The sequence below is a fragment of the Pseudomonas sp. YJ42 genome (genome assembly GCF_047225135.1).
Classification (GTDB): domain Bacteria; phylum Pseudomonadota; class Gammaproteobacteria; order Pseudomonadales; family Pseudomonadaceae; genus Stutzerimonas; species Stutzerimonas stutzeri_E.
On record NZ_CP178378.1, the window covers coordinates 4,264,784 to 4,289,715 of the forward strand.

General features: G+C 60.1%; 21 protein-coding genes and 1 pseudogene. 17 read left to right on the forward strand and 5 right to left on the reverse strand.

Annotation, left to right across the window (positions count from 1 at the left end):
- Positions 1-47 precede the first annotated feature (47 nt).
- The 15 genes from bamA to ispD all read left to right on the forward strand — a co-directional run bounded on the left by bamA (position 48) and on the right by ispD (position 18,474).
- Positions 48-2,411 (forward strand): outer membrane protein assembly factor BamA, encoded by a 2,364-nt coding sequence (bamA, locus tag ACL0K2_RS19705; protein WP_239610701.1) that lies wholly within the window; start codon positions 48-50, stop codon positions 2,409-2,411.
- A 47-nt stretch (positions 2,412-2,458) separates the two neighbouring features.
- Positions 2,459-2,962, forward strand: a complete 504-nt coding sequence (locus ACL0K2_RS19710) for an OmpH family outer membrane protein (protein WP_031310707.1) — start codon at positions 2,459-2,461, stop codon at positions 2,960-2,962.
- Positions 2,959-4,020, forward strand: a complete 1,062-nt coding sequence (gene lpxD, locus ACL0K2_RS19715) for a UDP-3-O-(3-hydroxymyristoyl)glucosamine N-acyltransferase (RefSeq protein ID WP_413044495.1) — start codon at positions 2,959-2,961, stop codon at positions 4,018-4,020. Before ACL0K2_RS19710 ends, lpxD begins: the two co-directional genes overlap by 4 nt.
- A gap of 100 nt (positions 4,021-4,120) precedes the next feature.
- Positions 4,121-4,561 (forward strand): 3-hydroxyacyl-ACP dehydratase FabZ, encoded by a 441-nt coding sequence (gene fabZ, locus ACL0K2_RS19720; protein ID WP_045161292.1) that lies wholly within the window; start codon positions 4,121-4,123, stop codon positions 4,559-4,561.
- The gene (gene lpxA / locus ACL0K2_RS19725; RefSeq protein ID WP_045161293.1) at positions 4,558-5,334 is read left to right on the forward strand and encodes an acyl-ACP--UDP-N-acetylglucosamine O-acyltransferase; all 777 of its coding nucleotides are present in this window, start codon (positions 4,558-4,560) and stop codon (positions 5,332-5,334) included. The genes fabZ and lpxA overlap by 4 nt, the downstream gene beginning before the upstream one ends.
- Position 5,335: 1 nt before the next feature.
- On the forward strand, positions 5,336-6,469 hold the full coding sequence (lpxB, locus tag ACL0K2_RS19730; protein ID WP_045161294.1) for a lipid-A-disaccharide synthase: 1,134 nt from the start codon (positions 5,336-5,338) through the stop codon (positions 6,467-6,469).
- Positions 6,469-7,110, forward strand: a complete 642-nt coding sequence (gene rnhB, locus ACL0K2_RS19735; protein WP_045161295.1) for a ribonuclease HII — start codon at positions 6,469-6,471, stop codon at positions 7,108-7,110. The genes lpxB and rnhB overlap by 1 nt, the downstream gene beginning before the upstream one ends.
- A 101-nt stretch (positions 7,111-7,211) precedes the next feature.
- A complete protein-coding gene (gene dnaE, locus ACL0K2_RS19740; RefSeq protein ID WP_413043268.1) occupies positions 7,212-10,733 on the forward strand; it encodes a DNA polymerase III subunit alpha in 3,522 nt (1,173 codons plus the stop codon).
- Positions 10,734-10,921: 188 nt separating this feature from the next.
- A complete protein-coding gene (locus ACL0K2_RS19745) occupies positions 10,922-11,872 on the forward strand; it encodes an acetyl-CoA carboxylase carboxyltransferase subunit alpha (protein ID WP_021206575.1) in 951 nt (316 codons plus the stop codon).
- A 178-nt stretch (positions 11,873-12,050) separates the two neighbouring features.
- Positions 12,051-13,370: a tRNA lysidine(34) synthetase TilS gene (gene tilS / locus ACL0K2_RS19750; RefSeq protein WP_413043269.1), complete on the forward strand. Its 1,320-nt coding sequence runs from the start codon at positions 12,051-12,053 to the stop codon at positions 13,368-13,370.
- Positions 13,371-13,511: 141 nt separating this feature from the next.
- Positions 13,512-15,143 carry a CTP synthase gene (locus tag ACL0K2_RS19755; RefSeq protein ID WP_045161300.1) on the forward strand — a complete coding sequence of 544 codons (1,632 nt, stop codon included), beginning with the start codon at positions 13,512-13,514 and terminating at the stop codon, positions 15,141-15,143.
- The gene (kdsA, locus tag ACL0K2_RS19760) at positions 15,140-15,985 is read left to right on the forward strand and encodes a 3-deoxy-8-phosphooctulonate synthase (RefSeq protein ID WP_045161301.1); all 846 of its coding nucleotides are present in this window, start codon (positions 15,140-15,142) and stop codon (positions 15,983-15,985) included. The genes ACL0K2_RS19755 and kdsA overlap by 4 nt, the downstream gene beginning before the upstream one ends.
- A 33-nt stretch (positions 15,986-16,018) precedes the next feature.
- A complete protein-coding gene (eno, locus tag ACL0K2_RS19765) occupies positions 16,019-17,308 on the forward strand; it encodes a phosphopyruvate hydratase (RefSeq protein WP_045161302.1) in 1,290 nt (429 codons plus the stop codon).
- Between the two features lie 186 nt (positions 17,309-17,494).
- Entirely contained in the window at positions 17,495-17,773 is a 279-nt protein-coding gene (ftsB, locus tag ACL0K2_RS19770) for a cell division protein FtsB (protein ID WP_045161323.1), read from the forward strand.
- Between the two features lie 8 nt (positions 17,774-17,781).
- The gene (gene ispD / locus ACL0K2_RS19775) at positions 17,782-18,474 is read left to right on the forward strand and encodes a 2-C-methyl-D-erythritol 4-phosphate cytidylyltransferase (RefSeq protein WP_045161324.1); all 693 of its coding nucleotides are present in this window, start codon (positions 17,782-17,784) and stop codon (positions 18,472-18,474) included.
- A gap of 51 nt (positions 18,475-18,525) precedes the next feature.
- Here the strand turns inward: ispD and ACL0K2_RS19780 are convergent, their stop codons facing one another.
- The 3 genes and pseudogenes from ACL0K2_RS19780 to ACL0K2_RS19790 all read right to left on the reverse strand — a co-directional run bounded on the left by ACL0K2_RS19780 (position 18,526) and on the right by ACL0K2_RS19790 (position 21,117).
- Positions 18,526-19,692 carry a hypothetical protein gene (locus ACL0K2_RS19780; RefSeq protein WP_239610694.1) on the reverse strand — a complete coding sequence of 389 codons (1,167 nt, stop codon included), beginning with the start codon at positions 19,690-19,692 and terminating at the stop codon, positions 18,526-18,528.
- A gap of 86 nt (positions 19,693-19,778) precedes the next feature.
- Positions 19,779-20,078: pseudogene (gene hpf, locus ACL0K2_RS19785) on the reverse strand (ribosome hibernation-promoting factor, HPF/YfiA family); the annotation flags it as partial.
- 139 nt (positions 20,079-20,217) lie between these two features.
- A complete protein-coding gene (locus ACL0K2_RS19790) occupies positions 20,218-21,117 on the reverse strand; it encodes a LysR family transcriptional regulator (RefSeq protein WP_413043270.1) in 900 nt (299 codons plus the stop codon).
- 135 nt (positions 21,118-21,252) lie between these two features.
- Between ACL0K2_RS19790 and ACL0K2_RS19795 the strand changes: the two genes are divergently transcribed.
- Positions 21,253-22,368 carry an S-(hydroxymethyl)glutathione dehydrogenase/class III alcohol dehydrogenase gene (locus ACL0K2_RS19795; RefSeq protein WP_045161306.1) on the forward strand — a complete coding sequence of 372 codons (1,116 nt, stop codon included), beginning with the start codon at positions 21,253-21,255 and terminating at the stop codon, positions 22,366-22,368.
- A 65-nt stretch (positions 22,369-22,433) separates the two neighbouring features.
- On the forward strand, positions 22,434-23,279 hold the full coding sequence (fghA, locus tag ACL0K2_RS19800; RefSeq protein ID WP_413043271.1) for an S-formylglutathione hydrolase: 846 nt from the start codon (positions 22,434-22,436) through the stop codon (positions 23,277-23,279).
- A gap of 155 nt (positions 23,280-23,434) precedes the next feature.
- Here fghA and ACL0K2_RS19805 read toward each other — a convergent pair whose 3' ends face one another.
- Together ACL0K2_RS19805 and ACL0K2_RS19810 are read right to left on the reverse strand one after the other, a co-directional pair.
- Positions 23,435-24,484, reverse strand: coding sequence for an alkene reductase (locus ACL0K2_RS19805; protein WP_413043272.1), 1,050 nt, complete (start codon positions 24,482-24,484; stop codon positions 23,435-23,437).
- 38 nt (positions 24,485-24,522) lie between these two features.
- The gene (locus tag ACL0K2_RS19810) at positions 24,523-24,825 is read right to left on the reverse strand and encodes an ArsR/SmtB family transcription factor (RefSeq protein WP_413043273.1); all 303 of its coding nucleotides are present in this window, start codon (positions 24,823-24,825) and stop codon (positions 24,523-24,525) included.
- Positions 24,826-24,932 lie beyond the last annotated feature (107 nt).

Here is a 24,932-nt window from a genome sequence, read left to right on the forward strand (position 1 = left end):
CGCGCCACGCGCAGGTTCAATTATCAGGTTTGAAAAGAAAGGACTTCATGAAACGTCTGCTGCTACCTGCGGTAATTTCCGCACTGATGATTGCCGAAGTTCACGCCGAGTCCTTCACCATCTCCGATATACGTGTCAATGGCCTGCAGCGTGTCTCCGCCGGTAGCGTCTTTGGCGCCTTGCCGTTGAACGTCGGACAGGCCGCCGATGACAGTCGTCTGGTAGACGCAACTCGTGCGCTCTTTCGCACCGGCTTTTTCGAGGACATCCAGCTCGGGCGTGAAGGCGATGTGCTGGTAATCAATGTGGTCGAGCGGCCATCGATTTCTGGCATCGAGATCGATGGCAACAAGGCGATCAAGACCGAAGATCTTCTTTCCGGTTTGCAGCAGTCGGGCCTGGCCGAGGGCGAGATCTTCCAGCGTGCCACGCTCGAAGGCGTGCGCAACGAATTGCAGCGCCAGTACGTCGCGCAAGGCCGTTACTCGGCCACCATCGAGACCGAAGTGGTCCCACAGCCACGTAACCGCGTTGCGCTGAAGATCAATATCAACGAAGGATCGGTTGCTGCGATCAAGCACATCAATGTCGTTGGTAACTCGGTCTTCCCCGAGGAAGACCTGACCGACCTATTCGAGCTGAAGACCAGCAACTGGCTGTCGTTCTTCCGCAATGACGACAAATACGCGCGCGAAAAGCTCTCAGGCGACCTTGAGCGCCTGCGTTCCTATTATCTGGACCGCGGCTACATCAACATGGATATCACCTCGACCCAGGTATCCATCACGCCGGACAAGAGAGACGTCTATATCACGGTCAACATTGCCGAGGGCGACCGCTACACAGTCAGCGACGTCAAGCTCAGCGGTGATTTGAAAGTGCCGCAAGAGGAACTGCAGACGTTGCTATTGGCCAAGCCAGGGCAGGTTTTCTCGCGCAAGGTCATGACCACCACGTCGGAGCTGATCACTCGACGCCTGGGGAATGAGGGCTACACCTTCGCCAACGTTAACGGCGTGCCGGAAACGAACGACGAAGACAATACCGTCGCGATCACCTTTGTGGTCGATCCTGGCAAGCGGGCCTACGTCAATCGCATCAATTTCCGCGGTAACACCAAGACGGAAGACGAAGTGTTGCGTCGTGAGATGCGCCAGATGGAGGGCGGCTGGGCATCGACCTACCTGATCGACCAATCCAAGACGCGTCTAGAGCGCCTGGGCTTCTTCAAAGAAGTGAATGTCGAAACACCGCAGGTGCCCGGCACCGACGATCAGATTGACGTGAATTACAGCGTCGAAGAGCAGCCGTCCGGCTCGATCATGGCGAGCATCGGCTTCGCCCAGAACGCTGGTCTGATTCTCGGTGGCTCGATCAGCCAGAACAACTTCCTCGGCACCGGCAACCGAGTCAGCCTCGGGCTGACGCGCAGCGAATATCAGTCGCGCTACAACTTCGGTTTCGTCGATCCCTACTGGACTGAAGACGGCGTCAGCCTCGGCTACAACGCCTTCTATCGCACTACCGATTACGACGAGCTGGACTATGACGTGTCCAGCTACTCGGTCGACAGTCTAGGTGCGGGCGTCAATATCGGCTATCCGATCAGCGAGACGTCACGGCTATCCTTCGGCTTGTCCGCGCAACAGGACACCATCGACAGCGGTCGTTACACGGTCGACGAAATTTTCGATTTCATGGAAGAGGAAGGCGATAGCTACCTCAACTTCAAAGCATCGGTGGGCTGGTCCGAATCCACCCTGAACCGCGGCGTGTTGGCGACGCGAGGACACTCGCAGAGCCTGTCGCTGGAAACCACCATTCCGGGCAGCGACCTGTCGTTCTACAAGCTCGACTACAATGCGCAGCTTTTCGTTCCGGTGACCAAGACGTACACCATGCGGCTACATACCCAGTTGGGCTATGGCGACGCTTACGGATCGACCTCACGCCTTCCTTTCTATGAGCATTACTATGCCGGCGGTTTCAATTCTGTTCGTGGCTTCGAGGACAGCAGTCTAGGACCGCGCAGTACGCCGAGCCGAGGCGAGGACGTGACCGGGAATGAAGGCACCATTGCCGACCCGGACCAGGATGCGTTGCCTTATGGTGGTAACGTATTGATCCAGGGTGGGATGGAGCTGCTCTTTCCTATGCCATTCGTCAAGGATCAGCGTTCGCTGCGCACCTCGGTGTTCTGGGATGTGGGTAACGTCTACGATACGAATTGCCCGTCGGGCTCTGCCAAGTGCAGCGACATCGATATTGGCGACATGGCCAGTTCGGTCGGCGTCGGTCTGACCTGGATCACCGCCATGGGGCCCTTGAGTTTCAGTCTGGCGATGCCAGTGATGAAGCCGGACGATGCTGATACCCAAGTCTTCCAGTTCTCGCTGGGCCAAACCTTTTAATCACCTGGAGCGACGCTCCAGCGCATTTATGAAGAGTGGTATATACCGTGCGTAAGTTGACCCAATTGCTTGTTGTTGCCGCTGCCCTGGTGGCGACCCCCGCATTCGCCGAGATGAAAATCGCGGTAATGAACTATCAGATGGCTTTGCTCGAATCAGACGCCGCCAAGCGCTATTCGGTCGACGCGGAAAAGAAATTCGGTCCGCAATTGGAGAAGCTCAAAGGATTGGAAAGCGATGCCAAGCGCATCCAGGACCGCCTGGGTAAGGACGGTGACAAGATGCAGCAGGCCGAGCGTGAACGTCTCGAACTCGAATTTAAGCAGAAAGCCCGTGATTTTCAGTTCCTTTCCAAGGAGCTCAACGAGTCCAAGGCTGCCGCCGATCGCGACATGCTCAAGCAGCTCAAGCCGAAGCTGGACAAGTCTGTAGAAGAGGTCATCAAAAAGGGTGACTACGACCTGGTGCTCGAGCGCGGAGCTGTGGTTGATGTCAAGCCGCAATACGACATCACGCGCCAGGTCATTGAGCGCATGAATCAGTTGCGCTGATGAGTGAGGTTTTCTATACGCTTGGCAATCTTGCCGAGCGGCTAGGAGCTGAACTACGCGGCGATGCCTCGCTGCGGGTGTCGGGGCTGGCAACGCTGCAAGATGCCGGTCCTGAGCAGTTGAGCTTTCTGGCTAATGCGCAGTATCGGAAGTTTCTCGCCACCACGCGTGCGGGCTGCGTGCTGCTGACCGCGAAGGATGCCGAGGGCTATGCTGGCACCGCGCTGGTGGTCGTCAATCCGTATCTTGCCTATGCGCGGCTCTCTCATCTGTTCGAGACACGGGCTCAGGCACCTGTAGGCATCCACCCCAGCGCCGTTGTTGATCCAAGTGCCGAGATCGACGCTACCGCGCGTATTGGTGCTCAAGTGGTAATCGAGGCCGATGCCTGGATCGGGCCCAACGTAGAAATCGGTGCCCAGTCGGTGGTCGGTGCGAGGAGCCGCATCGGCGCCGGTGGTCGACTGGCCGCCCGGGTGACGCTATGTCACGACGTGATCATCGGCGAGCGGGTGGTCATTCAGCCAGGTGCGGTGATTGGCGGCGAAGGCTTCGGCTTTGCTAACGAGCGGGGCAGTTGGGAAAAGATTGCTCAACTCGGCGGAGTTCGTATCGGTGACGACGTAGAGATTGGCGCTAATACCACCATCGATCGCGGTGCGATATCGGACACAGTGATCGGCAACGGCGTGAAGCTGGATAACCAGATCATGATCGCTCATAACGTCCAGATCGGCGATAACACCGCCATGGCTGGCTGTTCGGGAATATCCGGGAGCACGAAAGTCGGCCGCAACTGCATGATTGCCGGGGGTGCTGGGCTCGTTGGTCACATCGAAGTTTGCGATAACGTGTTCATTACCGGCATGACCATGGTCACCCGGTCAATCACCGAGCCGGGAAGCTATTCTTCCGGGACAGCCATGCAGACCGCCGCCGAATGGCGCAAAAGTGCGGCCCGGATTCGTCATCTTGATGACATGGCGCGCCGCCTGCAACAAGTGGAAAAACGCCTGGCCTCCGTGACCCCAAGCGGGGATGCGTCTTCTGATGCCTGATCCTGTCGTCTGATTGCCTCCTGCTAAAGGCTCGCGCCAGCGGGTTGCACGGCAGCGGTGCCGTGCTGGCTCCCATAATCCTTACGGGCTTTTTCTACATATGATGGATATCAACGAGATTCGCGAATACCTTCCGCACCGTTACCCCTTTCTGTTGGTTGATCGGGTGGTGGAGTTGGACACGGATGCCAAGCGGGTTCGCGCCTACAAGAACGTCACCATCAACGAACCCTTCTTTAACGGGCATTTCCCGCAGCATCCAATCATGCCGGGTGTGCTGATTATCGAAGCCATGGCGCAGGCCGCCGGGCTGCTCGGTTTCAAGATGATGGGGGTGAAGCCAGCCGATGGCACACTTTATTACTTCGTCGGTTCGGATAAGCTGCGTTTTCGTCAGCCGGTTGTTCCGGGCGATCAATTGATTCTCGAAGCAACCTTCATCAGTGCCAAGCGTGGGATCTGGAAGTTCGATTGCCGCGCCAGCGTTGATGGCAAGCCCGTATGCTCTGCCGAAATCATTTGTGCGGAACAGAAGATATGAGTTTGATCGACCCTCGCGCCATCGTCGATCCTGCGGCCCGGCTGGCGGATGACGTCCAGGTCGGACCTTGGTCGATCATCGGCCCGGACGTCGAAATAGGCGAGGGGACGGTGATCGCGTCTCACGTGATCATCAAGGGACCGACCCGTATCGGTCGGTACAATCGAATTTTCCAGTTTTCTTCGGTAGGTGAAGATACGCCCGACCTCAAGTACAAGGGTGAACCGACCCGCTTAGTCATCGGCGATCACAACGTGATTCGCGAAGGCGTGACCATTCACCGCGGTACCGTGCAGGATCGAAGCGAAACCACCATCGGCGACCACAACCTGATCATGGCCTACGCGCATATCGGCCATGACAGCGTGATTGCCAACCACTGTATCCTGGTGAACAACACCGCGCTGGCGGGGCATGTGCACGTGGGCGACTGGGCGATTCTGTCTGGCTATACCCTGGTTCATCAGTACTGTCATATCGGCGCATACAGCTTTTCGGGGATGGGCACTGCGATCGGCAAGGACGTTCCGGCGTTCGTCACCGTATTCGGCAACCCAGCCGAGGCGCGCAGCATGAACTTCGAAGGCATGCGCCGCAGGGGGTTCAGCGCGCAAGCCATTCTGGCATTGCGCAACGCCTACAAAGTGGTCTATCGCAAGGGGCTGACGGTCGAAGCCGCATTGGCTGCGCTCGCTGACGATGCTCAGACGTTCCCGGAAGTGGCGTTGTTTCGGGACTCGGTGCAATCCTCGAATCGCGGTATTACGCGCTGATATGTCCAAGCCGCTGACAGTCGCGCTGGTGGCCGGCGAAGCGTCCGGCGACATTCTCGGCTCCGGTCTGATGCAGGCGCTCAAGGCGCAGCATCCGGGTGTCCAGTTCATCGGTATCGGTGGCCCTCGGATGGAGGCGCAGGGGCTGAAATCCTATTTTCCGATGGAGCGCCTGGCCGTGATGGGGCTGGTGGAGGTGCTCGGTCGGCTGCCTGAATTGCTGGCGCGCCGCAAGCGGTTGTTGAAAACCTTCCTCGACGTGCGGCCTGATGTTTTCATCGGCATCGACGCGCCGGATTTCAACCTGGACCTGGCACTTAAACTGCGGCGCAGCGGTATCAAGACCGTGCATTACGTCAGCCCTTCGGTCTGGGCCTGGCGGCAGAAGCGCGTGTTGAAGATTCGCGATGCCTGTGACCTGATGCTCACGCTATTTCCCTTCGAGGCGAAGTTCTACGACGCTCATCAGGTAGCGGTTCGTTTCGTTGGTCATCCGCTGGCCGATGCAATTCCACTGGAGCCTGATCGCGCGGCTGCCAGGGCTGTGCTGAATCTTCCGCAGGAATGTCCGATCGTCGCGCTGATGCCGGGCAGCCGCGGCGGTGAGGTGGGGCGCCTCGGTGAGCTCTTCCTCAGCGCCGCCGACCGGCTTCGTTCGATGCGCCCGGGTATTCGTTTCGTGGTGCCTTGTGCCAGTCCCGAACGCCGTGTTCAGCTCGAGCAGATGCTGGCGGGGCGAGATCTTCCGTTGACGCTGCTCGATGGGCGATCCCACGAGGCGTTGGCTGCCTGCAACGCGGTGCTGATCGCCTCCGGTACCGCGACGCTCGAAGCGTTGTTGTACAAGCGGCCCATGGTCGTAGCCTATAGCGTCGCGCCGCTGACCTTTCGTATCCTCAAACGCATGGTGAAAAGCCCGTACGTGGCCTTGCCCAACCTGCTGGCTCAGCGTCTTCTGGTGCCGGAGCTTCTGCAGGATGCGGCGACTCCAGAGGCGATGGCGCAGTTGCTGTCGCCCTTGCTGGATAACGGCGACGTACAGACCGAGGGGTTCGACGCCATTCACCGAGCCCTACGCTGCGATGCATCCACTCAGGCGGCCAACGCGGTGCTTGAACTGGTTGGGGCGAACTGATGCAAATGGGGCTGGATTTCAATCTGGTTGAAGAGCTGGTTGCCGGTGTCGATGAGGTCGGCCGCGGCCCGCTTTGCGGTCCGGTTGTAACCGCGGCGGTGATCCTCGATCCGCGTCGACCCATCGAAGGTCTCAACGACTCTAAGAAACTGACCGAGGCGCGGCGCGAGGCGCTGTTCGATGAGATCTGCGAGAAGGCGCTGGCGTGGTGTATCGCGCGCGCCGAGGTGCAGGAGATTGATCAACTGAATATCCTGCACGCTACCATGCTGGCGATGCAGCGTGCGGTCGAGGGTTTGAGCGTGACGCCGCGGCTGGCGCTGATCGATGGCAATCGCTGCCCGCAACTGGCGGTGCCCAGCGCTTCGGTAATCCAGGGCGATGGCCGGGTGCCTGCCATCGCCGCCGCCTCGATTCTGGCCAAGGTCAGCCGTGATCGGGAGATGTGCGCTCTGGATCTGTGCTATCCCGGCTATGGACTCGCCGCGCATAAAGGCTATCCGACGCCGAACCACCTGGATGCGCTTCAGCGGCTTGGACCGACAATTATTCACCGTCGCTCGTTCGCGCCAGTACGCATTCTGCTGGAGCAGGCCACACAGGCTGAGCCCGTGAGCGTCACGGTCGCATTGTCGGTCTGAATCGGCGCGGCTGGTGATGCAATCCATCACCAGCCGCCTTAATCTTCCTGGCTTTCCGGTACAATTCCCGGCTTGTCGTTTCGCCAGTCCAAGGTCCACTCATGCCCGTCTCCTTCGTCCATCTCCGTCTGCACACCGAATACTCTCTGGTTGACGGCCTGGTGCGCGTCAAGCCGCTGGTCAAGGCGGTTACGGGGGCGGGCATGCCGGCGGTGGCCGTCACGGACCAGAGCAACATGTGCTCGCTGGTCAAGTTCTACAAGGCTGCCCAAGGGGCTGGAATCAAGCCGATCTGTGGCGCCGATATCTGGCTCGCCAGCCGCGATGAAGATGGTCCACTTAGCCGATTGACGCTGTTGGCGATGAACAGCAAGGGCTATCGGAATCTTACCGAGCTGGTGTCGCGTGGCTGGACGGAGGGACAGCGTAACGATCAAATCATCATCGAGCGTGACTGGGTCAAGGCCGCAGCCGAAGGGCTGATCGCGCTGTCCGGCGCCAAAGAAGGCGAAATCGGTCATGCCCTGCTGGACGGCGAAGAGGCGCTAGCCGAAGCGCTGCTGGCCGAGTGGCAGGCGGTCTTTCCGCAGCGGTTCTACCTCGAAGTGCAGCGCACCAGCCGAGTCAACGACGAAGAGCATCTTCATGCTGCCGTGGCGTTGGCGCAGCGCTGCAGCGTACCGTTGGTGGCGACCAATGACGTGCGCTTTCTTAAGCAGGAAGATTTCGAAGCCCACGAAACGCGCGTGTGCATCGGTGAAAGCCGGACCCTCGATGACTCGCGGCGCCCGCGCAACTATTCCGATCAGCAATACCTGAAGACGCCCGAGGAAATGTGGGAGTTGTTCAGCGATCTGCCCGAGGCGCTGGAAAATACGGTCGAAATCGCTCGTCGCTGCAATATCGAAGTGCAGCTGGGCACCTACTTCCTGCCGGACTTCCCGGTGCCGGCCGGCATGACCATGGATGAGTACTTCCGCAAGGTCTCGTTCGACGGTCTCGAGGAGCGCCTCGAGGTGCTGCTGCCCAAGGACACGCCCGACTACGAGGCGAAGAAGCAGGTCTATGTCGACCGGCTGAACTTCGAGCTCGACATCATTATTCAGATGGGCTTCCCGGGTTACTTTCTGATCGTTATGGACTTCATCCAGTGGGCGAAGAATAACGGTGTGCCGGTAGGGCCCGGGCGGGGCTCGGGTGCCGGCTCGCTGGTGGCCTACGTGCAGAAGATCACCGATCTCGATCCGCTGGCCTATGACCTGCTGTTCGAACGCTTCCTCAATCCGGAACGGGTCTCCATGCCCGACTTCGACGTCGACTTCTGCATGGATGGGCGCGATCGGGTCATCGATTATGTGGCCGAAAAGTACGGCCGCAACGCGGTCAGCCAGATCATCACCTTCGGCACCATGGCGGCGAAGGCCGTGGTGCGTGATGTGGCGCGCGTGCAGGGCAAGTCCTACGGACTGGCCGACCGACTCTCGAAGATGATCCCTTTCGAAGTCGGCATGACGCTCGAAAAAGCCTATGAAATGGAAGAGCCGCTTCGGGATTTCCTGGCCGTTGACGAGGATGCCCGGGAAATCTGGGACATGGCGCTCAAGCTCGAAGGCATTACCCGTGGTACCGGTAAGCATGCCGGTGGGGTGGTGATCGCGCCGACCAAACTCACCGATTTTGCGCCGATCGCCTGCGATGACGAGGGTGGCAGCCTGGTCACCCAGTTCGACAAGGACGACGTGGAACAAGCCGGTCTGGTCAAGTTCGACTTCCTCGGCCTGCGGACCCTGACGATCATCAAATGGGCCATGGAGACGATCAACCGTGAACAGGCCAAAAAGGGTCTGGAGCCGCTGAACATCGACTTCATCCCGCTGGATGACAAACCGACGTTCTCGCTGCTACAGAAGGCCGAAACTACGGCGGTGTTCCAGCTTGAATCGCGCGGCATGAAGGAGCTGATCAAGAAGCTCAAGCCCGACTGCCTGGAAGATCTCATCGCTTTGGTGGCGCTGTTCCGTCCCGGTCCGCTGCAGTCGGGCATGGTCGACGATTTCATCAACCGTAAACACGGTCGCGCGGAAATTTCCTATCCGCATTCGGACTACCAGTACGAAGGCCTCAAGCCGGTGCTGGCGCCTACCTACGGCATCATCCTGTACCAGGAACAGGTCATGCAGATCGCTCAGGTCATGGGCGGTTATACCCTCGGCCAGGCGGACATGCTGCGCCGCGCCATGGGTAAGAAAAAGCCCGAAGAAATGGCCAAGCAGCGCGGCGGTTTCATCGAGGGCTGCGCCAAGAACGGCATCGATGCCGACCTGGCCGGCAACATCTTCGACCTGGTGGAAAAGTTCGCCGGCTACGGTTTCAACAAGTCGCACTCGGCGGCCTATGGCCTGGTCTCGTACCAGACCGCCTGGCTGAAGGCGCATCATCCGTCGCCGTTCATGGCGGCGGTGCTATCAGCGGACATGCACAACACCGACAAGGTGGTCACGCTGATCGAAGAATGCCGCAGCATGAAGCTGCGCATCGACGCACCGGATGTGAACAACTCCGAGTTCAAGTTCACCGTCAGCGACGAAGGGCGGATCATCTATGGGCTGGGCGCCATCAAGGGCGTCGGTGAGGGGCCGGTGGAGGCGATCTGCGAATGCCGCAACGAAGGGGGGGCGTTCAAGGACCTGTTCGATTTCTGCAGTCGCGTCGACCTCAAGCGCATCAACAAGCGGACACTCGAAGCGCTGATCCGCGGTGGCGCACTGGACCGCCTCGGCCCTTATTTCTCCGACGAGCCCAAGACCTATCAGGCCAACATCGATCGCAATCGCGCGGTTCTCCTGTCGGCCATGGAGGAAGCCGTCCAGGCGGCCGAGCAGACCGCTCGCAGCCTCGACAGTGGCCACATGGACCTGTTCGGCGGTCTGTTCGCCGAGCCGGAGGCGGACGTCTATGCCAATCACCGCAAGGCGCGGGAGTTATCGCTGAAAGAGCGCCTCAAGGGCGAGAAGGACACCCTCGGGCTCTACCTGACCGGACATCCGATCGACGAATACGAGGGTGAAGTGCGCCGCTTCGCCCGCCAGCGAATCATCGATCTGCGCCCGGCGCGGGGCGAGCAGACCGTTGCCGGGCTAATCGTCAATTTGCGTGTGATGAAGAACAAGAAGGGCGACAAGATGGGCTTCATCACTCTCGATGACCGTTCCGGGCGCATCGAAGCCTCGCTTTTTGCCGAAGCCTTCAACAGTGCCCAGGCACTGCTGCAGACTGACGCGCTCGTGGTGGTGGAGGGTGAGGTGAGCAACGACGATTTCTCGGGCGGTCTACGCCTGCGGGCCAAGCGGGTGATGAGTCTGGAGGAGGCGCGTACCGGGCTGGCTGAAAGCCTGCGTGTGAAGGTCGCCAGCGATGCGCTGAAGGGTGATCGAGTACGCTGGCTGGCCGATGTCTGCGGGCGTCACCGCGGCGCCTGTCCGATCACGCTGGAATATACAGGTAGCGACGCGCGGGCCCTTTTGCAGTTCGGCGAAAGCTGGCGGATCGACCCGGCCGACAACTTGATACAGGCATTGCGTGACCAGTTCGGGCGCGACAACGTCTTTCTGCAATACCGATAGCGGGACGTAGCGGATTTGCGCGCCGATACTGGCGTGCGGTCCGAGTGACGCCCGACCGGCCCGATCGTTGATCGGGTCATGATTGCGAACATTTTTTGTTCGACCTGAATGCGTCCGTCCCGTAAGGTAGGGCGCAAAAAACGGAACAGCCTCCCGGCCGCCTGGCCGTCGACGCATGACGGATGCCTATGAACCCGAATTTTCTCGATTTCGAACAGCCGATCGCCGACCTGCAAGCCAAGATCGAAGAATTGCGCCTGGTTGGTAACGACAACTCGCTAAACATCGGCGATGAGATTGCCCGCCTGCAGGATAAGAGCGAGTCGCTCACCGAGAGCATTTTCGGCAATCTCACCAGCTGGCAGATCGCCCGTCTGGCTCGCCACCCGCAGCGTCCCTATACGCTCGATTACATCAGCCACCTCTTTACCGAATTCGAAGAGCTGCATGGCGATCGCCATTTCTCCGATGACGCCGCGATTGTCGGCGGAACGGCTCGCCTGAACGGTGAACCGGTCATGGTTATCGGCCATCAGAAAGGTCGTGAGGTCCGCGAAAAGGTTCGTCGCAACTTCGGCATGCCGCGCCCGGAGGGCTACCGCAAGGCATGCCGGCTGATGGAAATGGCCGAGCGCTTCAAGATGCCGATTCTGACCTTCATCGACACGCCGGGCGCCTATCCGGGTATCGATGCCGAAGAGCGCAACCAGAGCGAGGCGATTGCCTGGAATCTTCGGGTCATGGCGCGCCTGAAGACGCCGATCATCGCAACCGTGATCGGTGAGGGCGGTTCGGGCGGGGCGCTGGCCATCGGCGTCTGCGACCAGCTGAACATGCTGCAATATTCCACGTACGCGGTGATCTCCCCCGAAGGCTGTGCCTCGATTCTCTGGCGTACCGCGGACAAGGCGCCGGAAGCGGCCGAAGCCATGGGTGTCACCGCAGAACGCCTGAAGGATCTGGGTATCGTCGACAAGGTGATTTCCGAGCCCCTGGGTGGCGCCCATCGCAATCCTGCGTCGACCGCTGCATCCCTGCGTGAAGAACTGACTGCTCAGCTCGATATGCTCAAGGGGCTCGACACTGAAGCCTTGCTCACGCGGCGCTACGAGCGTCTGATGAGCTACGGCATCGCCTGATAGTTGCGGTTATCGGGACATACAGAAACGGCGGACTATCCGCCGTTTTTTGTGCCTGCCGAAAGACCTCTGGCGCAAGCCCTCCTAAGGCGTGCGGTAAGCGAGCGGCTAATGCCAGGCCTTTCCGGTTTATGCTGTGTTTCCGTATCGGTATTCATGTTTGCAGAGCTGCTACCCCATGTCCCTCGAGTCACGCCTGCTTGATGCCTTGCAACCCTGGCGTACCGCGCCGCATTGGCGCGTGGCGTTTTCCGGGGGGCTCGATTCGACCGTGCTGCTGCATCTGTTGGCGCGTTTGTCGACTCGCGAGCAGCTGCCACCGATAAGCGCGATTCATGTTCACCACGGCCTGCAGCCCGCGGCCGAGGAATGGCCGACGCATTGTCAGTCGGTCTGTGAGCGGCTGGGGGTGACGCTACGCGTCGCGCATGTGCAAGTTGCGTCTGGACCGAGTCTCGAGCGTGCCGCCAGGGAGGCACGCTATGAAGTCTTTAGTGGGCATCTGAAACCTGCTGAGGTGTTGCTCACCGCGCAACATCGGGACGACCAAGCTGAAACCATGCTCTTTCGCCTGCTGCGCGGTGCCGGTGTACGCGGCTTGGCCGGTATGCCTGCGGTTCGAGCGCTGGGTGAAGGTTGGCTGGTGCGGCCGTTGCTGGATGTTGGACGCAACGAGCTTGAGGTCTATGCACGTGAGCACGGGCTGGTTTGGGTCGAAGATCCAAGCAATCAGTGCTTCGACCATTCGCGCAACTTTCTCCGTCATCGGGTCATGCCGGTGCTACAGCAGCGCTGGCCGAGCGCTGCAACCAGCATGGTGCGGGCTGCTAAGCATCTGGGTGAAGCGCAGCATCTGTTGAACGACCTGGCCGAAATCGATTTGCGACAAGCCCAGGTGGGGGGACGCTATCCATGGCTAGGGGTGCCGAGCCTGTGCCTCTCTTCACTCAGGACGTTAAGTCCCGCACGTCAGCGTAATGCCCTGCGGCATTGGTTGGTAAATTGGACGACTCTCCCCGACACTGATCATTGGGCTGGCTGGGATGCGCTGCGTGACGCCGCTTCGGATGCCGCGCCGATCTGGCCGCTGGCTGACGGCGAGCTGCATCGGGGTGACGGGCGTATTTGGTGGCTTTCCGGGCCTTGGCTGGTTACACCGTCAGCGTCGGTCGACTGGCTGCGGCCTGATTGCCTCCTGCAGTTGCCGGGCAATGGCAGCGTGCGCTTGAAAAAGCATGGTACCGAGGGTTCGCTGCAGGTGCGTTACCGCCGCGGCGGCGAGTCGTTGAACTTGCCCGGGCGCGGTCACCGTGATCTCAAACGCTTGTTGAACGAGGCAGGACTGCCAAGCTTTGCGCGCGCGCGCCTGCCATTGCTCTATTGCGGCGACGAGCTAGTCGCCGTGGCGAATCTGCCGCAGTTCGATGTCCAAGCGCTATCGTTGTCCTGGACGCCGCCGGCCGACGCCAGGTTTGAGCTGATGGGGTCTTTCGAGTAGACTACGCTCCCGTCCCAATACAGCTTCTGCGGCTTTCTTCGAAAACCGTGGCAGTTGCGCTATTGCCGCCTTCAGGCGTAATGGCACCTTCGCTTTTCCCCGGCGGCGCTGACCGCTTAACGCAGACTTCTAGGGTTTTTCATGACGCGCTACATCTTCGTCACGGGTGGTGTTGTTTCTTCATTGGGGAAAGGCATTGCCTCGGCTTCATTGGCGGCCATCCTGGAGGCGCGGGGCCTGAAGGTCACGATGCTCAAGCTGGACCCTTACATCAACGTCGATCCGGGCACCATGAGCCCGTTCCAGCACGGTGAAGTGTTCGTCACCCATGATGGCGCCGAGACCGATCTGGACCTGGGACATTACGAGCGGTTCATCCGCACGACCATGACCCAGAACAACAACTTCACCACCGGCCGCGTCTACGAAGACGTGCTGCGTCGCGAGCGCCGCGGTGATTACCTGGGTGCGACCATCCAGGTCATCCCGCACATCACCGATGAGATCAAGCGCCGCATCATCAAGGGCGCCGGTGATGCCGATGTCGCTCTGGTGGAAGTTGGCGGTACCGTGGGCGACATCGAGTCGCAACCCTTCCTCGAGGCGATCCGCCAGCTGCGCGTCGAAGTCGGCGCCAAGCGCGCCATGCTGATGCACCTGACGCTGGTGCCTTACATCGCCACTGCTGGCGAGACCAAGACCAAACCGACTCAGCACTCGGTCAAGGAGCTGCGTTCCATCGGTCTGCAGCCGGACGTGCTGGTGTGCCGCTCCGATCATCCGATCGATGTGTCTTCGCGTCGCAAGATCGCGTTGTTCACAAACGTTGAAGAGCGCGCGGTGATCAGCCTTGAAGACGTTGACACCATCTACAAAATCCCAGGCGTTCTGCATGCCCAGGGGCTGGATGACTTCGTTGTTGAACGCTTCGGGTTGGAGTGCGGCGGCGCGGATCTCTCCGAATGGGATCGTGTGGTCGATGCCAAGCTGAACCCGGAGAAAGAAGTCACCATCGCCATGGTCGGCAAATACATGGAACTTCTGGATGCCTACAAATCTCTGATCGAGGCAATGAGCCACGCTGGCATCCAGAGCCGTACCAAAGTGAACCTCCGCTATATCGACTCCGAAGACATCGAAAACCAGGGCACCGGCCTGCTGGAAGGTATGGACGCGATTCTGGTTCCAGGCGGTTTCGGCTTGCGCGGCGTGGAAGGCAAGATTGCCACGGTGAAATATGCCCGCGAGAACAAGATCCCCTACCTAGGGATCTGCCTTGGAATGCAGGTGGCGGTAATCGAGTTCGCCCGTGACGTGCTCGGCTGGACCGACGCCAATTCGACCGAGTTCGACAAAGACAGCAGCCATCCCGTCGTCGGTCTGATCACCGAGTGGGCGGATGCCACCGGCACTGTGGAAACCCGCACCGATGCGTCCGATCTGGGCGGCACCATGCGCCTGGGTGCGCAGGAGTGCGGCCTCGAGGCGGGCTCCAACGTCTTTGCTTGCTATGGCAAGGAGCGCATCGTCGAGCGCCACCGCCACCGTTATGAAGTGAACAACAACCTGTTGCCGCAGTTGCAGGCGGCCGGTCTGAAGATCACTGGCCGTTCCGGCGACGGTGCGCTGGTTGAAGTGGTCGAGGCGCCGGATCATCCGTGGTTCGTGGCGTGCCAGTTCCATCCTGAATTCACCTCCACGCCGCGTGATGGCCATCCGTTGTTCAGCGGTTTCGTCAAGGCAGCGCTGGATCATAAGGCGGGCAAGGCATGAGCCAGAAGACCATCCGCGTCGGCAATATCGAGATCGCCAACGACAAGCCGTTCGTACTCTTTGGCGGCATGAACGTGCTGGAGTCCCGTGATCTCGCGCTGCAGATCTGCGAAACCTACGTGAAGGTCACCGAGAAACTCGGCATTCCATACATCTTCAAGGCCAGTTTCGACAAGGCCAATCGCTCGTCGATCAACTCATTTCGCGGTCCGGGCCTGGAAGAGGGCATGCGCATCTTCGAAGAGGTCAAGAAAACTTTCGGCGTGCCGGTGATCACCGACGTTCACGAGCCCTATCAGGCGCAGCCGGTGGCTGAGGTCTGCGACATCATTCAGCTGCCGGCTTTCCTGTCGCGCCAGACTGATCTGGTGGTTGCCATGGCCAAGACCGGTGCGGTGATCAATATCAAGAAGGCTCAGTTCCTCGCGCCTCAGGAAATGAAGCACATCCTCGCCAAATGCGAGGAGGCCGGTAACGATCAGCTGATTCTCTGCGAACGCGGTTCGTCGTTCGGCTACAACAATCTGGTCGTCGACATGCTCGGCTTCGACATCATGAAGCGCATGCAGTATCCGGTGATCTTCGACGTGACCCACGCACTGCAAATGCCGGGTGGCCGTGCCGATTCGGCCGGTGGCCGCCGTGCTCAGGTTACCGATCTGGCCAAGGCCGGACTCAGCCAGGGGCTTGCCGGCCTGTTCCTCGAAGCGCACCCCGATCCGGACAATGCCAAGTGTGACGGCCCTTGCGCCTTGCGTCTGGACAAGCTCGAACCCTTTCTCACCCAGCTCAAGCAGCTGGATGATCTGATCAAGAATTTTTCGCCAATCGAAACTGCTTGAAGCCTTGAAGCTATCTACGGAGTGTTAATAAAAATGGCAAAGATCGTCGACATCAAAGGGCGTGAAGTTCTCGACTCCCGTGGCAACCCCACCGTGGAAGCGGACGTTATCCTGGATAACGGCATCATCGGCAGCGCCTGTGCGCCGTCCGGTGCTTCTACCGGTTCCCGCGAGGCGCTGGAACTGCGTGATGGCGACAAGAGCCGTTATATGGGCAAGGGTGTGCTGAAGGCCGTCAGCAACATCAACGGCCCAATCCGTGATCTGCTTCTGGGCAAGAATCCGCTGGATCAGAAAGCACTCGACCGCGCTATGATCGAGCTGGACGGCACTGAGAACAAGGCATCGCTGGGCGCCAACGCAATCCTCGCGGTTTCGCTGGCTGCTGCCAAAGCCGCTGCTCAGGACCAAGACCTGCCGCTGTACGCACACATCGCCAACCTCAACGGCACGCCTGGTCAGTACTCCATGCCGGTGCCGATGATGAACATCATTAACGGCGGCGAACATGCCGACAACAACGTCGATATCCAAGAGTTCATGGTGCAGCCGGTTGGGGCCAAGACCTTTGCCGATGCGCTGCGCATGGGCGCGGAAATCTTCCATCACCTGAAAGCCGTGCTCAAGGCGCGTGGCCTGAGCACCTCGGTCGGTGATGAAGGTGGTTTTGCGCCGAACCTGGCGTCCAACGAGGACGCGCTGGCAGCCATTGCCGAAGCTGTGGCCAACGCCGGTTACAAGCTCGGCGACGACGTCACGCTGGCCCTCGACTGCGCTTCCAGCGAGTTCTTCGAGAACGGCAAGTACGACCTGGCCGGTGAAGGCAAGGTCTTCGACGCGGCTGGCTTCGCCGATTACCTGGCTGGCCTGTCCGAGCGCTATCCGATCATCTCCATCGAAGATGGCATGGACGAGTCCGACTGGGACGGCTGGAAGGTTCTGACCGACAAGATTGGCAAGAAGGTCCAGCTGGTTGGCGACGATCTGTTCGTGACTAACACCAAGATCCTCAAGGAAGGCATCGAGAAGGGCATTGGTAACTCGATCCTGATCAAGTTCAACCAGATCGGCTCGCTCACTGAAACCCTTGAAGCCATCCAGATGGCCAAGGCCGCCGGTTACACAGCCGTAATCTCGCATCGCTCCGGCGAGACCGAGGACAGCACCATCGCCGACCTGGCTGTTGGTACTGCCGCAGGTCAGATCAAGACCGGCTCGCTGTGCCGTTCCGATCGCGTTTCGAAATACAACCAACTGCTGCGTATCGAAGAGCAGCTCGGCGGAAAAGCAGCCTACAAGGGTCGTGCCGAGTTTCGCGGCTGAGCCCAGGCATGCTAGAAAGGGCGGCGTTAGTCGCCCTTTTTTGTGGATAAGGATCAGCGCTGCTATGGTCGTTCGTACAAGCGGCGCTTGCAGACTGCTCGTTCAGCAAAGGAAGGCCCAAGCATGTCCCCGACCGCTGCCCATACACCGTTACTGGAAATCAATCGAATCCGTTCCATGCCCTCCATGCGCAGTCCCCACTGGTTGTTCGTCGTACTGATCCTGTTGCTGGGCGGGCTGCAATACCGCCTTTGGGTGGGTGAGGGCAGCCTCGCTCAGGTCAGTGGGCTGAACAAGCAGATCGCCGAACAGCAGGGCGAAAATCAACGCCTGCTCGAACGCAACCGCATTCTTGAAGCTGAAGTGATGGAACTCAAGCAGGGCATGGAAACGGTCGAGGAGCGTGCTCGCCACGAACTCGGCATGGTCAAAGAGGGCGAAACTCTCTACCAGCTCACCGAGTGAGCGTGGCCATGCTTCCGTCGTTCTGGGTTGTCATTCCGGCTGCCGGTGTTGGCAGCCGTATGCGTGCCGATCGGCCCAAACAGTACTTGCCGCTGGCCGGCAAGACGATCATCGAACATACCCTTGACTGCTTTCTCGATCATCCCCGATTGCTGGGATTGGTGGTCAGCCTGGCGCCCGCAGATCCCTACTGGCCCCGGCTGGAGAGCGCCAGTGATTCGCGCATTCAGCGTTCCGATGGTGGAGCCGAACGTGCCGAGTCGGTACTTTCGGGGCTGCGTCGTTTAGCGGAATTGGGCGCACGAGACGAAGAGTGGGTGCTGGTCCATGATGCGGCGCGTCCTAACCTGGCGCGAGATGATATCGATAGACTGCTCGGTGAATTGATGGATGATCCGGTCGGCGGTTTGCTCGCTGTACCTGCGCGCGATACGCTGAAACGGGCCGGGGACGACGGGCGCGTGCAGGAAACCATCGATCGCAGCGTGATCTGGCAGGCCTTCACCCCACAGATGTTTCGCCTCGGCGTGCTACGTGATGCGCTCGCCGGCGCGCTCGAAGCTGGCGCGCCGGTCACCGACGAGGCTTCGGCGCTGGAGTGGGCGGGGCACAGCCCGAAACTGATCGAGGGGCGTTCGGATAATCTCAAGATCACTCGCCCGGAAGATCTGCACTGGTTGGAACAGCGCTGGCAATCCTGATCGTCAGCGCTGTTCAGTTCGGTCGATTGGCGAGGGCCCGTCGTCTCCCGACTAGTAACGATAGATCGCAGCCGCGCCGCTCTGGGTCGGCATGCGTTCGGTTGGCACCGAGATTACTTCACCGCCTTGCTCAATCGTCCAGATAGACAACTCATCGAGCAGGTCGGGCGTGGTGGCCGAGTCATCATCGACCGCTAGCGCCTTGCCCTGCTGCTTATCCGCCACACCCGGAATCTGCCGCTCGGCTTCGACGAGTAATGTTGCTACGCGTCCTTCAAGGGTAGCCTGGCCGATCTGTTCGAGCTCATCGCTGGCCAGGCCCTGCCCGCGTGATTCTCCGTACTGGTCGATGAAGCCTTCCAGGCGCTTGAGGTAACGCGGCTGCATGACCATCCAGCTCTTCTCCCGCAACTCATCGTAGCTGAGCAGCGAAGCATCGTTCTCGATGCCCTCCGGTAGCAGGAACTCGTTGTGGCTGAGCTTGCGAAAATGAAACTGGTGCTCTGGCAGCGCGGCGAGTATCAATGGCAGCCGGGATCTGCGGCTATGGTGTTCGAGAATGGCGCGGTCCACCTCCCGGAAGAAGCGCTCGCGGTCCCGATCGATCTCATCCTGCCGGCCAGCACCTCCGCTTTCCATCTGCATCGGATCGCCGCGCTCGCTGGCGCGACCGTAGCCTTGAGGAAATCCGGTTTGGCCTTTTTCGGTCAGCTCACGACCAAGTGCTTCCTCCAGGGTTTTCGGAACGCCATCGGCGAGCGGCACTTCGTCGATGTCGTCACGGTTGCCCTCGAACAGGCGAACCGAGTCCAGTGTGATCGCGAGGATCTGATAACGGTCGGCGGACTGGGCAATGCGCAGCAACGGTTTGAGGTGCATACGGTCATTGGCGACGGCGAGCTCCGGCACGCTGCGTTGCAGGCGGAATACCTCGAAGTAGTCTGCCGCACCGAACACCGCCAGTCCGTCACGGTTGGAATTCCAGAAATCGATGTCATCGATCAGGTCATGGAATGGCTTGAGCAAAGTCTTGGCCTGGTCTGCGCGGCCTTGCTGCTTGAGCGAGTCCTCGAGCTGACGGACCAGGTGCTTGAAACGGATAGGGTCTTGCTGGCGCTCGGGAAAGCTGCGATGGGTGGGCTGGTATAACGACAGACAAGGGGCTTCGCGCTTTGCCAGCAGTTGAGACATGGTTTCACGATCGAGCAATCTGTTCATGCACGGCCTCTCTAATAAATCAGATGGTTCGGTCCCTCGTGATGTGAACGGCCTGGTTCGGCAGGTCGTTATCAATGATGGTTGAACTTATCCAGCGCATGCGCCAGTGCATGGCTGAGCTTCTCTGCGGCACCATCGATGGCAAGTGTCATGGAGTCGGCCTTGTGGGTCGTCGAGATCGGCTCGTGGCCTTTGACCCTGGCCTCCATCTGGCAGCGCTTGTCCTGAGGGCCCTTCTTTCCGCTGTTCTCGTCGTTGAGATGAACTTCGACTCGGGTCAGCTGATCATCGAAACGCTCCAGCTCGCTCTCCACCGTTGCCTTTACGTGCTCCTCCAGGTTGCTGGTTACGTTGACGCTGTGATTGCTGTTCACCAGAATCTGCATGATGTCCTCCTGATTGAATCGCCGGATAGCTCCAGGCAAAGCGCAAAGCGCAAAGGGCACCGGCTACAGAATATCGACGTGGCCAGAATAGCCGGGTTCCGCCTGAGCTTGGCAGTCGGACGCGCGGCGCAGTCGCAACTCAATCGCGTTCGTTACGGTACTCGGGGCGCATGGAAAGTCCTTCCTTGAGCGCATGGATCAGCAATCGCACTTTCGGCAGAGGGTACCGTCGCTGCGGATACACGGCCCAGACCGCCGTGTTCGGTGGCTGGTTGGCCTCCAAAAGCGAAACCAGTTCGCCACGGCGTAGCGGTTCTTGTACGTAATAGTCCGGCAGTTGGCAGAGGCCGAAGCCACGCAGCGCGGCGTCGAGCACTGCCTGACCGCTGTTGCAGCGCCAGTTGCCGGTGGGTTTGAAGGGGTGCTCGCGGCCGTCCACTTGAAGCATCCAAGTGTCACCCGTGCCGACCAGGCAGTTATGGCGCGCCAACTCCGACAAGGTGTGTGGCCGCCCGTAGTGCTCAAGATAGGCTGGCGCTGCACAGAGATACATGGCGCGAGGTGCCAGTCGCGTTGCCACCAGACGCGACTCGCTGAGCCGACCGAGGCGTATCGCCAGATCGTAGCCCTCCTGGACCAGGTCAAGGGTGCGGTTCGAGAGTTCGATCTCGACTCGCAGCTGTGGATGCTGCGCCATGAACTCGTTGACCAGCGGTACGATGAAGCGCTCGCCATAAGCCACCGCGGCGGTCATGCGCAGCAGGCCTGTCGGTGCGGCGTGCAGATCGCTGATGGCATGAAAGGCTTCGTCGCGCTCCTCGATCAACCGCTGGCAGCGCGCCAGAAACGTGTGGCCGGCCTCCGTCAGCGATACTCGCCGCGTGGTGCGGTAGAGCAGCCGAGCCTGCAGGCGTTCTTCGAGGCGCGCCACCTGACGGCTGATATGCGAGGACGAAACCCGTAACTGCTCGGCCGCACGCATGAAGCTTGCGCATTCGGCTACGGCGACGAATTCATCAAGACCTTCCCAGCGATTCATCGGTAACTCCTGCAGCGGTAGGGTGTGCCTGATTATCCCCATATGGCAATAATGTTTCCATAATCGAGCCATTAACCCTGGCGGCCAAGCAAACTACACTGCCTGGCACCTGTTAACCACTCGCGAGTAGAGTCCATGACCATCAAATCCCGCGCGGCAGTCGCCTTCGCCCCTAATCAACCCTTGCAGATCGTGGAAGTGGACGTCGAGCCGCCCAAGGCCGGTGAGGTGCTGGTGCGTATCGTCGCCTCAGGTGTTTGCCATACCGATGCCTATACGCTGTCCGGTCAGGACTCGGAGGGCGTGTTCCCCTGCATCCTCGGGCACGAGGGTGGCGGTATCGTTGAGGCCGTGGGCGAGGGCGTGACCTCGGTGGCTGTAGGCGATCACGTGATCCCGCTGTATACGGCCGAGTGCGGTCAATGCAAATTCTGTAAATCCAACAAGACCAACCTGTGCAGCTCGGTTCGCGCGACCCAGGGCAAAGGCCTGATGCCGGACGGCACCAGCCGCTTCTCCTACCAGGGCCAGCCGGTCTACCACTACATGGGTTGTTCGACTTTTTCCGAGTACACCGTGCTGCCGGAAGTGTCCGTGGCGGTGATCCCGAAGGAGGCGCCACTGGACAAGGTCTGTCTGCTGGGCTGTGGCGTGACCACCGGTATTGGTGCGGTGCTCAACACCGCCAAGGTGGAGGAGGGCGCCACCGTGGCCATCTTCGGTCTCGGCGGCATCGGCCTGGCGGCAATCATCGGAGCCAAGATGGCCAAGGCTTCGCGCATCATTGGCATCGACATCAACCCGTCCAAGTTCGCCATCGCCGAGGAATTGGGCGCCACCGACTTCGTCAACCCGAAGGACCACGACAAGCCGATCCAGGACGTCATCGTGGAGATGACCGACGGCGGCGTCGATTACAGCTTCGAGTGCATCGGTAACGTGCAGCTGATGCGCGCCGCACTGGAGTGCTGCCACAAGGGCTGGGGGGAGTCGACCATCATTGGCGTGGCGCCGGCCGGTGCGGAGATCAGCACCCGTCCCTTCCAGCTGGTCACCGGGCGGGTCTGGCGTGGCAGTGCCTTCGGTGGGGTCAAGGGGCGCACCGAGCTGCCGAGCTACGTGGAAAAGGCGCAGAAGGGCGAGATCCCGCTGGATACCTTTATCACCCACAATATGGGGCTGGACGAGATCAATAAAGCGTTCGATCTGATGCATGAAGGCAAGAGCATTCGGACCGTCATTCATTTTTGATCAGTATGTCGCGCCGCATCGACCCGGCCCATACCGGCCGATGTGGCGTGCTGCCAGGAGGGCCTATGAGCCTTGAGAACATTTCCTGCCAGAAGAGCTTCGGTGGCTGGCACAAGCGCTATCGGCACCGTTCGACCAGTTTGAACTGCGACATGATCTTCGCGGTATATCTGCCGCCCCAGGCCGAGCAGGGCGAGAAGCTGCCGGTGTTGTACTGGCTGTCCGGCCTGACTTGCTCCGACGAGAACTTTATGCAAAAGGCCGGCGCGCATCGCTTGGCCGCGGAGCTCGGGCTGATCATCGTCGCGCCGGATACCAGTCCACGCGGCCCGGATGTACCGGATGATCCTGCCGCCGCCTACGATTTCGGCCTCGGTGCGGGGTTCTACCTCAACGCCACCGAGGAGCCCTGGGCTCAGCACTACCGTATGCACGATTACGTCGTCAATGAGCTGCCTGCATTGATCGAGGCCAATTTCCCGGTTTCAGACAGGCGCGGCATCAGTGGGCATTCGATGGGTGGGCACGGTGCCCTGGTTTGCGCATTGAGGAATCCGGGGCGCTACCATTCGTTGTCCGCCTTCGCGCCCATCAGCAATCCCGCCGATTGCCCTTGGGGCGAAAAGGCCTTTTCCGGGTATCTGGGCGCGGATCGTTCCCGTTGGCGTGAATGGGATGCCTGCGCGCTGATCGCCAAGGCCGAGGAAAAACTGCCGATCCTGGTGGACCAGGGCGACCGCGATGACTTCATGGCCAATCAGCTCAAGCCCGAGGCGCTCGAAGCTGCCGCCAAGGCTGCGGAGCATTCATTGACGCTGCGCATCCAGCCTGGCTACGACCACAGCTATTACTTCATCGCCAGCTTTATCGACGACCACCTACGCCATCATGCGCGGGCGCTAAAGGCGTAGAGTGTCGGGCGAAGCACCGTCCACGCCTTTGCCCCGGGCCGTCTGATTGACGGGCGCATGGCGGGAGTGATCGCTATGCCCAGAAGCATCACGTACTGTAAGCGGAAGAAAAAAGGCCCGACCGGGTAGCCGGTCGGGCCTTCCATCGCAAGGAGCTAGAGCGACGGATAATCGGTATAGCCTTCGGCACCTTTGGCGTAGAACAGCTCGGGGCGTGGCTCGTTGAGTGGCGCGTTCTGGCGCAGGCGCTGGACCAGGTCAGGATTGGCGATATAGGGCACGCCGAAGGCCACGGCATCTGCCTTGCCTTCTGCCAGCCAGGTGTTTGCCTGGTCCTTGGTGAAACGTTCGTTGGCGATGTAAACGCCGCCGAAGATCTGCTTGAGTTGCGGTCCTAGGCTATCTTCGCCAACTTTTTCGCGGCTGCAGATGAACGCAATGCCGCGCTTACCCAGTTCGTGGGCGACGTAGCCAAAGGCCTCGGCCAGGTTGGTATCGCCCATGTCATGAAGGTCTGCCCGGGGTGACAGGTGCACGCCCACACGACCGGCTCCCCAGACACTGATCGCGGCGTCGGTCACTTCGAGCATCAGGCGCGCCCGATTTTCCAAGGAGCCGCCGTACTGATCGGTGCGCTGGTTGGTGCTGTCCTGCAGAAACTGATCAAGCAGGTAACCGTTGGCGCCGTGGATCTCGACCCCATCGAAACCGGCTTCGCGTGCATTTTCGGCACCCTTGCGGTATGCCTCGACGATGCCGGCGATTTCAGCCGTTTCCAGCGCACGCGGTATTTCGTAGTTCTTCATCGGGCGAACCAGACTGACATGCCCGGCGGGTTTGATCGCACTGGGCGCAACCGGTAATTCGCCTTCGAGGTAGATCGGATCGGAGATCCGGCCCACGTGCCAGAGCTGCAGCACCATTTTGCCGCCCTTGGCGTGTACCACATCGGTGACCTTTTTCCAGCCCTGGATCTGCTCGGAGGACCAGATGCCGGGCGTGTCAGGATAGCCGACACCCATCGGCGCGACCGATGTGGCTTCGCTAATGATCAGACCGGCTTCGGCGCGCTGCCCATAGTACTCGGCGATCAGATCACCGGGCACGCGGCCGGGTTCGGCGCGGCAGCGGGTCAGCGGAGCCATGATGATGCGGTTGTTCAACTCCAGACCGCCAATCTTGATGGGGTCGAAAAGTGTAGGCATAGCGAGGCTGCTCCTGGGGTAGGGGGCGGTTATAACGCTTAGAGTTCCTGACCGATGCGGGTCAGAAAGTCCTGGATGGCTGGCTCATTGCGCCTGAAGAAATGCCACGGGCCGATCTTGCGGTTGGTGATCAGCCCGGCGCGCTGCAGCGTCGCCAGATGAGCGGATACGGTTGATTGCGATAGCCCTGCGCGCTGGTCGATCTGTCCGGCACAGACGCCGTTTTCCAGGGAGTGATGCTGCTCGGAAAAATAGCGTTGAGGTTCCTTCAGCCACTTCAGGATTTCCCGCCGCAGTGGGTGAGCAAGTGCCTTGATGACATCGTCGAGTTCGTCGGGCATCGGTCCGCCTGATTCGTCAGGTTCGGTGTATTGCGATGGGGCGAACTATATATCGTGATTTTCCGATATGGGATCGAACCGGTTGATGGTGTTCATCACGCTCATCG

Excerpts from the sequence above, each read along its gene's own strand:
- bamA (WP_239610701.1), top strand. The coding sequence starts at position 48 with ATGAAACGTCTGCTGCTACCTGCGGTAATTTCCGCACTGATGATTGCC.
- fabZ (WP_045161292.1), top strand. The coding sequence starts at position 4,121 with ATGATGGATATCAACGAGATTCGCGAATACCTTCCGCACCGTTACCCC.
- lpxA (WP_045161293.1), top strand. The coding sequence starts at position 4,558 with ATGAGTTTGATCGACCCTCGCGCCATCGTCGATCCTGCGGCCCGGCTG.
- lpxB (WP_045161294.1), top strand. The coding sequence starts at position 5,336 with ATGTCCAAGCCGCTGACAGTCGCGCTGGTGGCCGGCGAAGCGTCCGGC.
- rnhB (WP_045161295.1), top strand. The coding sequence starts at position 6,469 with ATGCAAATGGGGCTGGATTTCAATCTGGTTGAAGAGCTGGTTGCCGGT.
- dnaE (WP_413043268.1), top strand. The coding sequence starts at position 7,212 with ATGCCCGTCTCCTTCGTCCATCTCCGTCTGCACACCGAATACTCTCTG.
- ACL0K2_RS19745 (WP_021206575.1), top strand. The coding sequence starts at position 10,922 with ATGAACCCGAATTTTCTCGATTTCGAACAGCCGATCGCCGACCTGCAA.
- tilS (WP_413043269.1), top strand. The coding sequence starts at position 12,051 with ATGTCCCTCGAGTCACGCCTGCTTGATGCCTTGCAACCCTGGCGTACC.
- ACL0K2_RS19755 (WP_045161300.1), top strand. The coding sequence starts at position 13,512 with ATGACGCGCTACATCTTCGTCACGGGTGGTGTTGTTTCTTCATTGGGG.
- kdsA (WP_045161301.1), top strand. The coding sequence starts at position 15,140 with ATGAGCCAGAAGACCATCCGCGTCGGCAATATCGAGATCGCCAACGAC.
- eno (WP_045161302.1), top strand. The coding sequence starts at position 16,019 with ATGGCAAAGATCGTCGACATCAAAGGGCGTGAAGTTCTCGACTCCCGT.
- ftsB (WP_045161323.1), top strand. The coding sequence starts at position 17,495 with ATGCGCAGTCCCCACTGGTTGTTCGTCGTACTGATCCTGTTGCTGGGC.
- ispD (WP_045161324.1), top strand. The coding sequence starts at position 17,782 with ATGCTTCCGTCGTTCTGGGTTGTCATTCCGGCTGCCGGTGTTGGCAGC.
- ACL0K2_RS19780 (WP_239610694.1), bottom strand. The coding sequence starts at position 19,692 with ATGAACAGATTGCTCGATCGTGAAACCATGTCTCAACTGCTGGCAAAG.
- ACL0K2_RS19790 (WP_413043270.1), bottom strand. The coding sequence starts at position 21,117 with ATGAATCGCTGGGAAGGTCTTGATGAATTCGTCGCCGTAGCCGAATGC.
- ACL0K2_RS19795 (WP_045161306.1), top strand. The coding sequence starts at position 21,253 with ATGACCATCAAATCCCGCGCGGCAGTCGCCTTCGCCCCTAATCAACCC.
- fghA (WP_413043271.1), top strand. The coding sequence starts at position 22,434 with ATGAGCCTTGAGAACATTTCCTGCCAGAAGAGCTTCGGTGGCTGGCAC.
- ACL0K2_RS19805 (WP_413043272.1), bottom strand. The coding sequence starts at position 24,484 with ATGCCTACACTTTTCGACCCCATCAAGATTGGCGGTCTGGAGTTGAAC.
- ACL0K2_RS19810 (WP_413043273.1), bottom strand. The coding sequence starts at position 24,825 with ATGCCCGACGAACTCGACGATGTCATCAAGGCACTTGCTCACCCACTG.